General features: G+C 73.9%; 13 protein-coding genes. 8 read left to right on the forward strand and 5 right to left on the reverse strand.

Annotation, left to right across the window (positions count from 1 at the left end; genetic code table 11):
- Positions 1-11 precede the first annotated feature (11 nt).
- The gene (locus HDG68_RS14185; RefSeq protein ID WP_172153185.1) at positions 12-908 is read right to left on the reverse strand and encodes a DUF2599 domain-containing protein; all 897 of its coding nucleotides are present in this window, start codon (positions 906-908) and stop codon (positions 12-14) included.
- A gap of 84 nt (positions 909-992) precedes the next feature.
- Between HDG68_RS14185 and HDG68_RS14190 the strand changes: the two genes are divergently transcribed.
- Positions 993-1850 (forward strand): SIP domain-containing protein, encoded by an 858-nt coding sequence (locus HDG68_RS14190; protein ID WP_172153187.1) that lies wholly within the window; start codon positions 993-995, stop codon positions 1848-1850.
- A 22-nt stretch (positions 1851-1872) separates the two neighbouring features.
- Here HDG68_RS14190 and HDG68_RS14195 read toward each other — a convergent pair whose 3' ends face one another.
- From HDG68_RS14195 to HDG68_RS14205, 3 genes are read right to left on the reverse strand one after another with little or no spacing between them, the layout of a single operon-like run.
- Complete coding sequence (locus HDG68_RS14195) at positions 1873-2796, reverse strand: NADP-dependent oxidoreductase (RefSeq protein WP_172153189.1); 924 nt, start codon at positions 2794-2796, stop codon at positions 1873-1875.
- Between the two features lie 25 nt (positions 2797-2821).
- Entirely contained in the window at positions 2822-5374 is a 2553-nt protein-coding gene (locus tag HDG68_RS14200; protein WP_172153191.1) for an ATP-dependent DNA ligase, read from the reverse strand.
- A 36-nt stretch (positions 5375-5410) separates the two neighbouring features.
- Complete coding sequence (locus HDG68_RS14205; protein ID WP_172153193.1) at positions 5411-7069, reverse strand: RICIN domain-containing protein; 1659 nt, start codon at positions 7067-7069, stop codon at positions 5411-5413.
- A 129-nt stretch (positions 7070-7198) separates the two neighbouring features.
- Here HDG68_RS14205 and HDG68_RS14210 point away from each other — a divergent pair, with 129 nt between their 5' ends.
- Together HDG68_RS14210 and ku are read left to right on the forward strand one after the other, a co-directional pair.
- On the forward strand, positions 7199-7420 hold the full coding sequence (locus tag HDG68_RS14210; protein WP_172153195.1) for an SCO4848 family membrane protein: 222 nt from the start codon (positions 7199-7201) through the stop codon (positions 7418-7420).
- A 49-nt stretch (positions 7421-7469) separates the two neighbouring features.
- Positions 7470-8315, forward strand: coding sequence for a non-homologous end joining protein Ku (gene ku, locus HDG68_RS14215; protein WP_172153197.1), 846 nt, complete (start codon positions 7470-7472; stop codon positions 8313-8315).
- A gap of 3 nt (positions 8316-8318) precedes the next feature.
- Here ku and HDG68_RS14220 read toward each other — a convergent pair whose 3' ends face one another.
- A complete protein-coding gene (locus tag HDG68_RS14220) occupies positions 8319-8849 on the reverse strand; it encodes a TetR/AcrR family transcriptional regulator (RefSeq protein ID WP_172153199.1) in 531 nt (176 codons plus the stop codon).
- 102 nt (positions 8850-8951) lie between these two features.
- Here HDG68_RS14220 and HDG68_RS14225 point away from each other — a divergent pair, with 102 nt between their 5' ends.
- From HDG68_RS14225 to HDG68_RS14245, 5 genes are all read left to right on the forward strand, one after another.
- Positions 8952-10478 (forward strand): MFS transporter, encoded by a 1527-nt coding sequence (locus HDG68_RS14225; protein ID WP_172153201.1) that lies wholly within the window; start codon positions 8952-8954, stop codon positions 10476-10478.
- A gap of 52 nt (positions 10479-10530) precedes the next feature.
- Positions 10531-12168, forward strand: coding sequence for a metallophosphoesterase family protein (locus HDG68_RS14230; protein WP_172153203.1), 1638 nt, complete (start codon positions 10531-10533; stop codon positions 12166-12168).
- A 52-nt stretch (positions 12169-12220) separates the two neighbouring features.
- Positions 12221-12907, forward strand: coding sequence for an iron dependent repressor, metal binding and dimerization domain protein (locus HDG68_RS14235; RefSeq protein ID WP_172153204.1), 687 nt, complete (start codon positions 12221-12223; stop codon positions 12905-12907).
- A gap of 74 nt (positions 12908-12981) precedes the next feature.
- Positions 12982-14190 carry an MFS transporter gene (locus tag HDG68_RS14240; protein ID WP_172153205.1) on the forward strand — a complete coding sequence of 403 codons (1209 nt, stop codon included), beginning with the start codon at positions 12982-12984 and terminating at the stop codon, positions 14188-14190.
- A 62-nt stretch (positions 14191-14252) separates the two neighbouring features.
- A complete protein-coding gene (locus tag HDG68_RS14245; protein ID WP_172153206.1) occupies positions 14253-14894 on the forward strand; it encodes a vitamin K epoxide reductase family protein in 642 nt (213 codons plus the stop codon).
- Positions 14895-14917 lie beyond the last annotated feature (23 nt).

Consider the following 14917-nt stretch of genomic DNA (forward strand, 5'->3'; position numbering starts at 1 on the left):
ACTGAGGGCGATCACTCGGTCGTCGGGTTGCAGCGCTCCGCCAGCACCGCCAGCAGCCCGACGTCGGGGCGCCACGGTTCCAGGTTCCAGGTCTCCTTGTCGGGTGCGCCGATCGAGTGGCAGACGAGCTGGTCGTGCATCGTGGCGCTGTCGATCTCGGGATCGTCGGCGACCAGATCGGACCAGACCACGTCGACACCCGCCTCGCCGGCGTCCCGCGCCCAGGAGGTCGCGTCGACAGCGAGCGACCGGCCACCCTCGCGGTCTCCCCACCGGGCGCTCACCACGCCCGAGGTGCCCAGCACCGCCGTCACCTCCGGCGGCCTCGGGGTGGTGGACCCGTCGTCGGCCGGAGCCGGCACCAGGTCGACGGCCTCGGGGCCGACGGCGGTCCACCGCGCTGTACCCGTGGGGGCGGTGAGGCCTCCGATCGCGGCGTCGCCGTCGGTGTCGACGACGGTGACCGTGCCATCGACGTTGACCTCGAGCGTCCCGGGAGTGCGCAGCGTGAGCCGCACCGGGGCGACGTCGCCGGCGTCGGGGTCGGCTCCGGCGATCACGACCTGGAGGAGGCCTGCTCCGTCCCCGATCGCCCGGACCTCGGTCGCCGGCACCGGGTCGGCTCCGGCGGGCGCCGACACCTCGAGGTCCACCTCGCCGGACGTCAGCACCGCGAGGGGACTGCCGTCGTCGCCCGGAGGTGAGGCAGAGGCGTCCGGTGGCGAGGCGGAGGTGTCCGACGGCGAGCGCCCGGGGGACGAGGTGCCCGACGGCGGTGCGGCAGGTTCCGCCGTTCCCTCGCCGGTCGCCGGTGTGCAGGACGCCAGGACCAGGACGGCGCCGAGCGCGAGGGCGACCAGGCGGGCCGGGAGGAGCGTCGAGGTCCGAGGGTGGACGCCAGGGGGCACAGGCCCAGTGTGGACCATGGCCGCGCCCATCCGGTCCGCGGACGGGTCTGGCCAATGGTGGTGAGGTTCGCCTAACCTCGGACCGTGAGTGGATACCGAGGTCGCAAGCCCGTCGAACCGCACGTGCTCCTGGCCGAGGTGGTCTCGACCAAGCAGATCTCGCCGCACCTGGTCCGCGTGACGCTGGGCGGCGAGGCGATCGGCCGGCTCACGCTCCAGGGCCGCGACCAGTGGTTCCGGCTGTTCCTGCCGCGCCCCGGGCAGGACGCGCTGCGCCTGCCCACCCGCACGTCGGGCCTGGGCTGGTACGCCCAGTACCTCGCGACGCCGCGGGCGAGGCGACCCTGGGTACGCAGCTACACGATTCGGTCCGCGCGGCCCGAGCTGCGGGAGATCGACGTGGACTTCGTGCTGCACGGCACGGACGGCACCGACGGACTCCACGGCACCGACGAGGCCGGGGACCACGGACCGGGTACCACGTTCGCCGCGACCGCCCGGCCGGGGGACACCGTGGGGATCCTCGACCAGGGCGTCGGCTACCACCCCCGCCACGAGCACGACTGGACCCTGCTCGTGGCCGACGAGTCGGGCCTGCCGGCGGTCGCCGGCGTCTGCGAGTCGCTGCCCGACGACGCCCGCGGCGTCGCGATCGTCGAGGTCCCGACGGCGGACGACCGGCAGGACTTCCAGGTCCCGGACGGGATCGACCTGCTCTGGGTCGAGCGCGACCGTGCCGGGTCCGACCCGGTGCCCGGCCGGACCGCCCTGCAGGTGCTGCGCGACGCCCAGCTCCCGTCCGGGACGGTCTACGCCTTCGCGGTGGGTGAGTCGGGGCTCGCGACCGGCGCGCGGCGCCACCTGGTGAACGACCGCGGCGTGCCGAAGACGCACGTCGACTTCGTCGGCTACTGGAAGCACGGCCGCGCCGCGGCGAGCTAGAAGGGCCGCGGCACGGCGAGGGTCAGACCTCGACGACGATCTTGCCGCGCACGTGCCCCGTCTCGCTGGCGCGGTGGGCGTCCGCCGCGTGCTCCAGGTCGAACACCTGGGCGACCTCGACCGTGATGCTGGCCTCGTCGATCATCGCCCCGACCTCCTCGAGGTCCTCGGTGGACGGGCGGACCCACACGTAGTGCCCGCCGTGCTCGTCACGGGCCGCGGGGTCGGTGATCGACGCGATCGTGCCGCCGGGGGCGAGCACGGTGGCGCTGACCGCCACGGCGTCGCCGCCCACGTAGTCGAGGGCGACGTCCACACCGCCGGGAGCCAGGGCCCGCACCCGCTCCGCCAGCCCCTCGCCGTACTCCACGGGCTCGACGCCGAGCGAACGCAGGTAGTCGTGGTTGGCCTCGCTCGCCGTCCCGACCACGCGGGCGCCCAGGGCCCGGGCGATCTGCACGGCGAACGACCCGACGCCACCGGCCGCCGCGTGCACGAGCACGGTGTGGTCGGCGCGGACCCCTGCGCGACGGATCGTCTGGTACGCCGTGAGGCCGGCGAGCGGCACCGCGGCGGCCTCGGTGAAGGACAGCGTCGACGGCTTGCGCGCAAGGGTGCGCACGGGGGCGGAGACCAGCTCGGCGAACGTGCCGCCGTGCACCCAGTCCTTGCGCACGTAGCCGAACACCTCGTCGCCGACCCGGAGCTCGGGGGTGTCCAGGCCCACCTGCTCGACGACGCCGGCGACGTCCCAGCCGGGGATCACCGGGAACTGGGCGTCGAGCAGGCCGTCGAGGTGGCCCTGGCGGACCTTCCAGTCGACCGGGTTCACGGAGGCCGCCTTGACGCGGACGACCACGGCGTCGGCACCCGGGTGCGGGTCCGGCTGCTCGGTCAGCTCGAGGACGTCGGCGTCGCCGTACTTCGCATAGGTGATGGCTCGCATACCCCCGGCAACCACCGTGGCGGCCTCAGGAATTCCGTGCCGCACCGGACTCCGGTTCGACGACGACGTCCGCCGGCGCCTTGTCCGGGCGCCAGCCCCGCCACACGGCGTGCCGCAACCGCGCCTCCGCGCCGTCCGCCCCCACCGACGTCCAGCCGGCGAACCCCACCTCGGCGACCCGCTCCGGCGTGGCCCAGCGGGCGTGGCGCGCCTCGACGGCCGGCACGCCCTCGAGGGGCGCGGACGGCACCTCCTGCAGCGCCGCGACGACGTCACGCCGGTCACGGTCCCGGAACCCGGTGCCGACCTTGCCCACGTAGCGCCACGTGCCGCCGTCGGGCACCGCCAGCAGCAGCGACCCGGCGGTCCGGACGTCCTCGCCGGGCGCCCCGGCGTGGAGCGGACGCCAGCCCACCACGACGACCTCCTGCGTCCGGGCGTGCTTGACCTTGAACCAGTCGTGCGAACGGCGACCGGGCCGGTACCCGGCGTCGCGCCGCTTCGCCACGACCCCCTCCAGACCGAGGCGCCGCGACTCCGCGAGCGCCTCCGCGAGCGTCCCCTCCAGCGGCGCCGGGACGTGCACGGGCGGGCGCGGTGACACGACGCCCTCGAGGGTGGCCCGGCGTGCGGTCCAGGGACGGTCGGCGACCGGGCTCCCGGCGACCTCGAGCACGTCGAACAGGACCAGGTCGACGGTGACGCGGCGTCGTGCCCGCTCGACGTCGCGAGGCTTGGCCAGGTTCGCGCGCTGCTGCAGGCGGCGGAAGCTCGGACGCCCCTGCCCGTCCAGCGCCACGATCTCGCCGTCCAGGACCAGCGGCAGGTCCGCGGGCCGGACCATCTCGCCCAGGGCCGCCAGCTCGGGGAACGTCGGGGTGAGGTCCTGCCCGGACCGGGAGGTCAGCCGGACCTGCGGATCGCCGTCCGGGCCCGCGCTGACCGTCACCACCGCGCGGAAGCCGTCCCACTTGACCTCGAACGCCCACCGCTCGGGATCGAGGCGGTCGAGCTCTCCGGTCGAGGCCGTCGTGGCCAGCATGGGGCGCGGCGCGCGGCCGGGCGATGTCGGCGGCGCGGCCGCCTCGGGCGGCGCGGGGGTGCCGGCGTCGTCGGGCTGGGCCTTGGTGCGGTGGATCAGCCAGGAGTTCGCGTCCTGTCCGTCCCGGCCGCCGGTGCGGATGAGGGCCAGGCGGCGCGGGCCACGGCGCTCGCTGTGCAGCGTGACGATCACCTCGGCGTCCTCGCGCCACTTCTCGAGCTCGTAGGTGCCGGCGTCCCAGATGGTGACTTCCCCGGCCCCGTACTCGCCGGCTGGGATCGAGCCCTCGAACGTGCCGTACTCGAGCGGGTGGTCCTCCGTCTGGACGGCCAGGTGGTTGCGTCCGGGGTCGGTGGGTTCGCCCTTCGGCAGCGCCCAGCTCACCAGGACTCCCTCGTGCTCGAGCCGGAAGTCCCAGTGCAGGCGCCGGGCGTGGTGCTCCTGGATGACGAACGACGGCGCGCCGGGCGTCTCCTCGGTGCTGTCGGTGCCGGCGTCGGCCGCTGCGTCGGCGCCCGGGGCGGTCCTCGCGTCGGATCCGGCCTCGTCCGGGCCGAACGGCTCCGGGGTGCGTCCCGGGTCCCGCTTGGCCCGGTACGTGCCGAGCCGCGTGAACGTCGCCAGCCGCTGCGGCGTCGGTTCCAGGCGGTCCAGGTGCCCGGCGAGCAGTGGGGCGAGCAGGTCGCCGTCACGCTCGAAGCGCTCCACGACCTCGTCGAGCTCGAGGTGGCGCAGGTCCGGGTCGTCGAGCTCGTCCCACGTGCGGGGGGCCGCGACCGTAGGGCGCTCGCGGCCGCGGGGGGAGTAGGGCGCGATCGTGGTCTTGGACTCGTTGTTCTGCGACCAGTCGACGAAGACCTTGCCCTCGCGCAGCGCCCGCTTCATCTCGAACACGACCGTGTCGGGGTGTTCGGCGGCCAGGTGGCGGGCGAGCTCCTTGGCGACGGCGGAGACGGCGTCGGAGGTGAGCTCGCCGTGCTGCCCGGTGAGGGCGGCGTACAGGTGGATGCCCTTCGAGCCGCTGGTCACGGGCACGGGCTCGAGGTCCATGCCGACGAGGATGTCGCGGGCGTGGCGGGCGACCTCGGCGCACTCGGGCAGGCCGACGCCCGGACCGGGGTCGAGGTCGAGCACCAGCCGGTCCGGCGGCAGGGGAGTGCCCGTGCGGCCGAACCGCCACTGCGGCACGTGGATCTCCAGGGTGGCGGTCTGCCCGAGCCAGGTGAGCGTGGCGAGGTCGTCGACGAGGACGTAGTCGTTGGACGACGACGTGTGCCGGATGGTGCGCCGCGGCACCCAGGCGGGGGTGGAGGCGTCGAGGTTCTTCTGGAAGAACGGTGTGCTCTCGACGCCGTCGGGCCAGCGCTTGCGGGTGGCCGGGCGGTGCGAGGCGTGCGCCAGCAGGGCGGGGGCCACGCTGGCGAGGTAGTGCAGGACCTCGCCCTTGGTGGTGGCGGTGGCGGGGTAGAGCACCTTGTCGAGGTTGGACAGCGTCAGCGTGCGGCCCTCGACGGTCACGCGCTGGGTCCGGCTCACCCGGCCATCGTGCCGCGGCCGGGTGAGCCGTGCAGGTCAGCAGGTCTGGTCGCTGCTGTTCTCCCAGGTGATGTTGCGGACGGTGGTGTTGGTGCCGCACGGCGACTCGCGCAGGGTGGTGCCGCGCAGCGTCAGGTTCTCGAACGTCACGTCACGCGTGTTCGGGAACTCGCTACGGGCCGCGATGCGGACGGTCCCCGGCCCGACGATCGTGCCGCCGGCGATGGTGACGCCGTAGCAGTTCTCGATGAGGACCGCGTTGGAACCGGTGTCGGCGATGTCGACGCGGTCGATGACGGCGCCGCCGGACTGCGAGACGCAGAAGACACCGCGGCCGCCGCCGCGGGCGACGACCTCCCCGACCCGGACGTTGGTCGGGTAGGAGCCGCCGAGCGACCCGTTGCGGTTGGCCATGCGGAACGCGGCGTAACCGGTCCCGGTGCCGGCGCCCTCGGCGTCGACCCGGCCCACCGTGGCGTTGACCGTGTCGTTGAGCAGCAGGCCGGAGTAGCCGGTGTCTCGCGCGGTGACGGTGCCGATCGTCAGCCCGTCGACCCCGTAGGTCTCGACGCCGTGATTGGACGTGCCGGAGACGTAGACGTCGTCGAGGCGGATGTCGCGGGCCTCGCGCACGCTGTCGTCGTCGCGCGAGTCGATGCGGATGCCGAGGCCGCCGGTCAGGCGCAGGTCGATCTGGCCGAGGTGGACGTCCGAGGAGGTGCGCACCCAGATGCCGAAGTAGGGGTTGCCCGTCAGGGACAGGTGCGGGACGGACACGTCCTGGGCGTGGCGGATGCGGATCGGGGCGTTGTTCCCGGTGGGCGTGCCGGTGACGTCGATGGTGCCGCAGACCTCCAACGACGTGTGGCTCGGCAGGTCCACCGAGGTGCCGGCGGACATGGTGCCCGACCCGCGCACGACGACGCGCTCCTGCGAGGTGCGTCCGGCGGTGAGGCCGCCGACGGCGGCGCGCATCGCGGAGGCCAGGTCACCGCCGGAGTACAGCGTGGTGGAGCCCCGGTGCGCGGTCCACGTCGATCCCGAGCGTGTCACCTCGGTGGTGAAGGTGCCCGTGCCGCACGCGCCGGTGCCGGCTCCGCTCCCCGCCTCGACGAGGTCCCACACCTGGGACGTGCCCCCGTGGGAGGTGTACTGGCTCAGGCGGCCGCCCGCCGTCGTCGACCAGTCCCAGACCTCGAGCGCCTTACCACTTCGGCGGTTGACCAGCTGGACCCCGCCGGCGGTGTCCACGGGGCGGAACTGCTGGTTCCAGCCGTCGTTCGCCGTGTACTGGCGGATCTCGGCACCGTCGGCGGTGGACCGTTCCCAGACGTCGATCGCCTTGCCGGAGTGCACCGAGACGATGCGGTAGTAGCCGTCGCCCATGTCCTGGAACCGCCACCGCTGCCACGGGGCGTCGGCGAGCCGGTGCCACTGGATGATCTCGGCGCCGTTCTGCGTCGAGGCGTCGAGCACGTCGGCGGCGAGGCCGCTGTGCCGGTTGACCAGCACGTACTCGGCGGACGTGTCGATGGTGGCCGCGTGGGCCGGTGCGGCCGCGACGGTGAGGCCGACCGCCCACAGCGCGGTGGCGGCGAGCGCGGCGAGCGTCCGCCGCAGTCGTGTCGTGCCGGGTGCCCGGTCGGGCGGGTGGGCGCCCGTCGGCGCCTCGGGGGCGGGCTGGATGTCACGCATGGTCTGCTCCTTCGCAGTCACGGGATCCGGCACGGCTCTGCATCGTTGGAAATGCCGTGTGAGCGCCAACATAGGGCGTAGTTCGGTCGGGCGACAATCGGTGTATCAGCAGGTGGGATACTCGGCGGCGTGGAGATCCCCGTGCTCTGGTCCGTCGTCCTGCTCGTCGCCGCGGTGTGGAACCTGGTGGTGTGGCCGCAGTTCTGGCGGCGCGTGACCAAGGATCCCCGGGCCCGCGACGACGCCGGCCGGCCGACCCGGTTCTACACGGTGCACGCGGTGCTGGTCGGGGTCTCGGTGCTGCTCGCGGTGCTGGTGGGTGTGGTCGGGGTGCTCGGCCTGCTCGGCTGAGCGGAGCCCTGGGACTGCGCGAGCCCTGCTCCGGCGTCACCATGGGGTGATGAGGGCGATCTGGAAGGGTGCCGTGACGTTCGGTCTGGTGAACGTCCCGGTCAAGCTGTACAGCGCCACCGAGGACCACGACGTGCCGCTGCACCAGGTGCACGACGCCGACGGCGGACGCATCCGCTACCGGCGCGTGTGCGAGGTGTGCGGCGAGACGGTGCCGTTCGAGCACATCGACAAGTCCTACGACGACGGCGAGCAGGTCGTGGTGCTGACCCGGTCCGACCTCGGTGCGCTGCCCGCGGAGTCGGACCGGGAGATCGAGGTGGTCGAGTTCGTCCCGAGCGACCAGGTCGACCCCATCCTGTTCGACAAGACCTACTACCTGGAGCCCGACTCGAAGAGCCCGAAGGCGTACGTGCTGCTGCGGCGGACGCTGGAGGAGACCGAGCGCACGGCGATCGTGAAGTTCGCGCTGCGCCAGCGCACCCGGCTCGCGGCGCTGCGGGTGCGCGACGAGGTCCTGACCCTGCAGACGCTGCTGTGGGCCGACGAGGTCCGGGAGGCGGAGTTCCCGGCCCTGGACGGCTCGCCGACGGTCAGCGACAAGGAGCTCGCGATGTCGGCCCAGCTCGTGGCGAGCTACGAGGCGGACTTCGCGCCCGAGGACTACACGGACGACTACCAGGTCCAGCTGCGGCAGCTCATCGACGCCAAGATCGAGCAGGGCGACACCCTCGATCCCGCCGAGACGTTCGGGGAGGCTGAGGAGTCCGAGGGGGCCGAGGTGGTCGATCTCATGGACGCGCTGCGTCGTTCCGTCGAGTCGTCGAAGGGCTCGAAGGGCTCGAAGAGCTCCGGGGGCTCGACGTCGAAGAAGTCCACCAAGAAGGCCGGCTGACCCTCAGGCCGCGGGCGTCGAGCCGAGACGCCGAACCAGCTCGAGCAGCTCGTCGAGCTCGGGCGGCGCCGCCCCGAGCGACGTGCGGTGGTAGATCCCGTCGCTGAGCAGGACGACGGCGCGGGCCACCGCGGGGTCCCCGACGGCCTCGGTCACGGCGTCGGTCCAGGCGCGTTCGGCGGTGTCGAGGGCGCCGCGCGCGTGCGGGTAGGCGCCGCGGGCGAGCTCGGCGACGGCCAGGTAGGAGCGGTCGAACTCGGCGTCGACGTCGGACGAGGTGCGCAGGAGGTACGCGACGGGCCCCTCGGGGGCGGCGCGCATGGTGGCGACGTCGGCGGTGATGAGCTCGGTGAGGTGCTCCACGAGCCCGTCGACCAGGGCGTCCTTGGACCCGAAGTGGTACAGCAGGCCCCCCTTGGAGACGCCGGCGCGGTCCGCGACGGCGTCGAGGGTGGCGGCGCGCTCGCCGGTGGTCACGAGGATCTCGGTGAAGGCCGCCAGCACCTTGGCGCGGGCCGCGGGTGGGGGAGGCATGGTTGCACCCTACCGCCGGGCGCGTTACTGTACCGTCTGGACGGTTCAGAAGTTCGGCGCGTCGCGTCGCCCTGGCCGTCCGCCGTGCGAAAGGCCCGCCCCATGGTCCAGCTGCCCACGGCACCGGGTCCGACGACGGCACGCGCCACCGCGGCACGCCGCTGGGTCGCGCTCGCCGTCCTGATGCTCCCGGTGCTCCTCGTCTCCATCGACAACACCGTCCTGTCCTTCGCGCTGCCGCAGATCTCCGCGGCGCTGGCACCCACCGGCACCGAGCTGCTGTGGATCGTCGACGTCTACCCGCTCGTGCTCGCGGGCCTGCTCGTGCCCATGGGCTCCGTCGCCGACCGCGTCGGCCGTCGGCGTCTCCTGCTCGTCGGCGCGGTGGGGTTCGCCGCCGTCTCGGTGGTCGCGGCGTTCGCGCCCAGCGCCGAGGCGCTGATCGCCGCCCGAGCCGGCCTGGGCTTCTTCGGCGCCATGCTCATGCCGTCCACGCTGTCCCTGCTGCGCAACATCTTCACCGACCGCACCGAGCGACGGCTCGCGATCGCGATCTTCGCCTCCGGCTTCGCGGCGGGCGCCGCCATCGGACCCGTCGTCGGCGGCGTGCTGCTCGAGCACTACTGGTGGGGCTCGGTGTTCCTGCTCGCGGTGCCCGTCCTCGCCCTGCTGCTGGCGCTGGCACCGGCCTACGTGGCCGAGTCCCGCGACCCCGCACCCGGACCGATCGACCCCGTCTCGATCGGCCTGGTGATGGTCGCGATGACCACGCTCGTGGCCGGGCTGAAGACCCTCACCAAGGACGACCCGCGTCTCGCGGCCACGCTGCTCGCCGCCGGGCTGGTCGCCGGCACCCTGTTCGTGCGGCGCCAGCTGCGCCGGCCGGAGCCCATGCTGGACGTGCGGCTGTTCACCATCCCCGCCTTCTCGGGCAGTGTCGCGGTCAACCTGCTGTCCGTGTTCTCGCTGGTCGGCTTCGTGTTCTTCGCCTCCCAGGACCTGCAGCTCGTCATCGGGCTCTCACCCGTGCAGGCCGGGCTCGTCCTGCTGCCCGGGACGGTCGCGATGGTCGTGGCCGGGCTCACCGTCGTGCGGGTGGTGCGCAGGGTGCGGCCGGCCCGCGTCGTCGCCGCCGGGCTCGCCGTCTCCGCGACGGGCTACCTGCTGACCGCGCTCGTCGCCGGCCGCGGCGAGGCCGTGTGGGTCAGCGTCGCGTTCGTCGCGCTCTCGCTCGGCATCGGCATGGCCGAGACCATCTCCAACGACCTGATCGTCTCGACCGTCCCGGCCGAGAAGGCCGGTGCCGCCTCGGCGATCTCCGAGACCGCCTACGAGGGCGGCTCGGTGCTCGGCACGGCCGTGCTCGGGAGCATCCTGACGGCGTCCTACCAGGCGCACGTCGTGGTGCCCGACGGCGTCGCCGCGGCCGACGCGGGCGCGGCGGCCGAGACCCTGGGCGGGGCGACGAGCGTCGCCGCCGGTCTGCCCGCCGGGCAGGCCCACGCCCTGCTGGAGTCGGCGCACGCCGCCTTCGCCGACGGCGTGACGATCACCGCCGGGATCGGCTGCGTCGCCGTGCTGGCGGCGGCCGTCGTGGCGCTCGTCACCCTGCGTCGCGTCGAGTCCTGACGAGCGCGGGGCGGGTTGGCACCATCCGGACCTTTCGGCAACAGTGGACCCGATGACCGGACGAACCCCGCCCCGCTGGCTGCGGTGGACCCTCGTGGTCGCCACCGCCGTCGCAGCCTGCGTCGCGTTCGGCGTGACCACGGCGACGGCCACCCTGAGCCTGGGCCCGCACGAGGCCGTCTACGAGGTGGACACCGACGGGCTCGTCGTGGCCGACCTCGGCCCGCTCGGCACCATCGAGATCGACTCTCCGCTGCCGCTCGGCCTCGGTGTGGACGTCACCGTCAAGGAGATCCCCGCCGACCTCACCGCCGTCGAGGGGGCGTCGACCCTCGACCGGCTCGTCGGCGACCTCGACCAGTACCTGCAGTTCTACAACACCCCCGAGGTGACGATCGAGGCCGTCGCCCGGGCGCTGGCGGGGGACGCCGTCCGCCGCACGCTCGTGGCGCTCGCCGTCGTCGCGCTGGCCGGCTGGGGCGTGCGCGTCCTGCTGGGCGCGGCACGGCGGCGTGAGCTCGCGGAGTGGGCCGCGCCGCGCACCTGGCGTCTGGCGGCCGGGACCGCCGTCGTCGCGCTCGTGGCCACGACGGTGGTCTCCGGTGACGTCGACCCGCCGCGGGCCGGACGTCCGGCCACGGAGGTCTTCGCCGGGACGGCGCTCGAGGGGGCGCGGATCACCGGGCGCCTCGCGGGCGTGGTGGACGACTACGGCGGTCAGCTCACCGCGCTGTACGACGAGAACGAGGCGTTCTACGCCGAGGCCCGCGGCGAGCTGTCCACCGCGTGGGACTCCTGGGACATCCGCCACGCCGTGCGCACCAACCTCGGCCAGGAGGCCGCCGACGGCGAGGACGTCGTCTCGATGCTCATCGTGTCCGACCTGCACTGCAACACCGGGATGTCCGGCCTCATCGAGGAGTCCGCGGTGCGCTCCGGCGCCGACGTCGTGCTCAACGCCGGCGACACGACGATGAACGGCACGGCCGTGGAGAAGACCTGCGTGGACTCGTTCGCCGCGGCCGTGCCCGAGGGGGTGCCGATGGTCGTCGCGGACGGCAACCACGACTCGGTGCTGACCTCGCAGCAGGAGGCCGCGCACGGCCAGATCATCCTCGACGGCGGGGTGGTCGAGGTGGCCGGCGTGCGCATCCTCGGCGACCGCGACGCGCTCGAGACGCGGATCGGTGAGGGCACCTCGGTCGCCCGCGAGCGCACCCCGGCGGAGCAGGCGGCCGAGCTGGCGGAGACCGCGTGCGCCGAGAACGGCGTGGACCTGCTGCTCATCCACACCCCGCCGGTCGGGACGCCGGCCCTGGAGACCGGGTGCGTCCCGTTCCAGGTCTCGGGGCACACGCACCGGCGGGCCGGTCCGGAGCAGGTCGGTCAGGGGATCCGGTACGTGTCGTCCAGCACCGCCGGGGCGGCCTCCGGGCAGCCGACCGTGGGTCCGTTGCGCGGTACCGCCGAGATGACGGTGCTGCGCTTCGACCTCGACACCCGGGAGATGCTCGACACCCAGCTCGTCGAGGTCACACCCGACGGGCGGGCCGTGGTCCACGACCGCGTGCCCGTCCCCGGCGTGGTGCCGCCGGTCGGGGAGCTCAAGGCAGGGGTGCCGGGGACGGGGCCGTCCGCGCCGGCGTCGGACGCGCCGGCGACCGTCTCGCCCGGGCCGACGGCGCCGTGAGCCGCGGGCGTCGGCGGCCGGTGCCGGCCGGTCGCCACGTAGGCTCGTCGTCGTGAGCGACACCAGCACCGACCTGACGCCCGTGGCCCAGGACTACCTCAAGGCGATCTGGTCCGCCCAGGAGTGGAGCGACGAGAAGGTCACGACGGGGCTCCTGGCCGACCGGCTCGGCGTGGGACCGTCCACGGTGTCCGAGACGGTGCGTCGGCTGACGGCGCAGGGTCTGCTGGGCCACGAGCCCTACTCGGGCGTCTGGCTCACCGACGACGGCCGCCGGCACGCGTTGACGATGGTGCGTCGGCACCGGCTGATCGAGACGTGGCTGGTGCGTGAGCTCGGCTACACCTGGGACGAGGTGCACGACGAGGCGGAGGTCCTCGAGCACGCCGTCTCGGACCGGCTGGTCGAGCGGATCGACGCACGCCTGGGCCACCCGGTGCGGGACCCGCACGGCGACCCGATCCCGACGGCGGACGGACGGGTGGTGCGACCGGACGCGGTGCCGCTCGTGGACCTGGCGGCGGGGGACCGGGGCGTGGTGGCGCGGATCTCCGACGCGGACCCCGAGGCGCTGCGCTACCTGGCCGGGCTGGGGCTGGAGCTGGACGTGGAGGTGGCGGTGGTGGACCGCCGCGACTACGCCGGGACCCTCTCCGTGGAGTTCGCCGGGCCGGACGGGCCGGTCGCGGTGGACCTCGGGCATCTCGCGGCCTCGCGCGTACGGGTCGTCCGCGCGTAGGCTGGGGCGCAATCCCGACGACGTGCACGCCTGAGCTGCGTGGCGTCGTCGAATCGTTTCGAGAGGATGATGCCGTGACCGTCGCCCCGCCCCGCCCGTCGACCGCCCCCGCCCGTGCCGCCGGCGCCGGATGGGCCCTGCTGGCCCTGGCCCTGGGTGGGTTCACCATCGGGACCACCGAGTTCGCCACGATGGGCCTGCTGCCGCAGATCGGCGCCGACCTGGGCGTGAGCGACCCCGTCGCCGGGCACGCCATCACCGCCTACGCCGTCGGCGTCGTCGTGGGTGCCCCGCTGCTGACCGTGGCCGCCGCGCGCATGTCCCGGCGTCGGCTCCTGCTGGTCCTCATGGGGTTCTACACGCTGGCCAACGTCGCCTCGGCCGCGGCGCCGAGCATCGAGTGGCTCGTGGCCGGGCGGTTCCTCGCCGGGCTCCCGCACGGCGCGTTCTTCGGCGTCGGGGCCGCCGTCGGCGCCTCGGTGGCCGGACCGGGCCGGCGGGGGCACGCCGTGGCGATGATGATGACGGGCCTGACGGTCGCGAACGTGGTCGGCGTCCCGCTGTCCACCGCCGTCGGGCAGGCCATGGGGTGGCGGGCGGCCTTCGTGCTCATCGGGGTCCTCGGCGCCGCCGCGCTCGCCGGGCTGTGGTGGTTCGTGCCCGAGCGCGGCCCCGTCGAGTCCTCCGTGCGTCAGGAGATCGGCGCGCTGGCCAACGGTCCGCTGTGGGTCGCGTTCGTCGCCGGCTCCATCGGGTTCGGTGGGCTGTTCGCCGTCTACACCTACGTCGCACCCACCGTGACCCGCGTCTCCGGCATGACCGAGAGCTCCGTGCCCTGGGTCCTGGCCGTGATGGGCGTCGGCATGACCGTGGGGACCCTGCTGGGCGGGCGGCTGGCGGACCGCTCCGTGCTGGGCACGGTGATCGGCGGCTTCGTGGCGACCGGCGCCTCGCTCGTGGTCTTCGCCCTCGCCGCCGGCACGCCGGTCGGCGCCGTCGCGGGGCTGTTCCTCCTCGGCGTGACCTCGCAGGTGCTGGGGCTGGCGATGCAGACCCGGCTCATGGACCTCTCGCCGCGCGCGGAGTCGCTCGGAGCCGCCCTGTGCCACTCGGCGCTCAACCTCGGCAACGCGAGCGGCGCGTTCTTCGGCGGGCTCGTCATCGCCGCCGGATGGGGGTACGTGGCCCCTGCCTGGACCGGCCTGGCCCTGACCGTCGTCGGCCTGGCGATCGTGCTCGCGACCGCCCGGTGGCGCTCCGCCGGGCGTACGGGGACCGCCTGAGCCGACGCGCGTGATCGGCTCGCGCCGAGGGAGCGCCCAGCCTGGTGCGGTACCGTGCGCGCGTGACCGACACGACGGTGAGCACCGACGGCGACCGGACCGACCTCGCGGCCGGCGGCCCCCGGCCCCTGTCCACCCGTGCCTTCGGCACGCTGCTCGTGGCGCTCGGCGCCGTCGGGTTCGGCGGGTCGGTGTGGTTGGCGATCGAGAAGGTCCTCAAGCTCGCGGACCCCGACCGGGTGACCTCGTGCTCGATCAACCCGTTCCTCGACTGCGGCGTGGCGATGGGGTCCTGGCAGGGTTCGCTCCTCGGGTTCCCCAACCCGTTCCTCGGCGTCGCGGCGTTCCCCGTCGTGATCACCACCGGCGTCGTGCTGCTGGCCGGCGCCCGGCTGCCCCGCTGGTTCCACCTGTGCCTGCTCGGCGGCACGGTGCTGGGCCAGGCGCTGATCTTCTTCCTCATGTGGACGAGCTTCTACGCGCTGTTCGCCCTCTGCCCGGCCTGCATGGTGGTGTGGACCATCATGTGGCCGCTGCTGTGGTTCCAGGTCGTGCACGCCGTCCAGGACGGCCACCTGCGCGTCGGCGACGGGCTGCGCGGCCTGGTGCTGGGCTACCGCGGCGTGATCCTCGTCATCGGGTACGTCGTGGCCGTCGCGTGGATCCTGTTCGCCGTCGGACCTGCGCTGATCGCCTCGTTCTGAGGCGCGAAATCCCTGCCGGCCGG

The organism is Isoptericola chiayiensis, assembly GCF_013149805.1.
Lineage (GTDB): Bacteria > Actinomycetota > Actinomycetes > Actinomycetales > Cellulomonadaceae > Isoptericola > Isoptericola chiayiensis.

Coding starts and splice junctions, on each gene's coding strand:
- HDG68_RS14225 (WP_172153201.1), top strand. CDS start 8,952: ATGGTCCAGCTGCCCACGGCACCGGGTCCGACGACGGCACGCGCCACC.
- ku (WP_172153197.1), top strand. CDS start 7,470: ATGAGGGCGATCTGGAAGGGTGCCGTGACGTTCGGTCTGGTGAACGTC.
- HDG68_RS14230 (WP_172153203.1), top strand. CDS start 10,531: ATGACCGGACGAACCCCGCCCCGCTGGCTGCGGTGGACCCTCGTGGTC.
- HDG68_RS14205 (WP_172153193.1), bottom strand. CDS start 7,069: ATGCGTGACATCCAGCCCGCCCCCGAGGCGCCGACGGGCGCCCACCCG.
- HDG68_RS14220 (WP_172153199.1), bottom strand. CDS start 8,849: ATGCCTCCCCCACCCGCGGCCCGCGCCAAGGTGCTGGCGGCCTTCACC.
- HDG68_RS14195 (WP_172153189.1), bottom strand. CDS start 2,796: ATGCGAGCCATCACCTATGCGAAGTACGGCGACGCCGACGTCCTCGAG.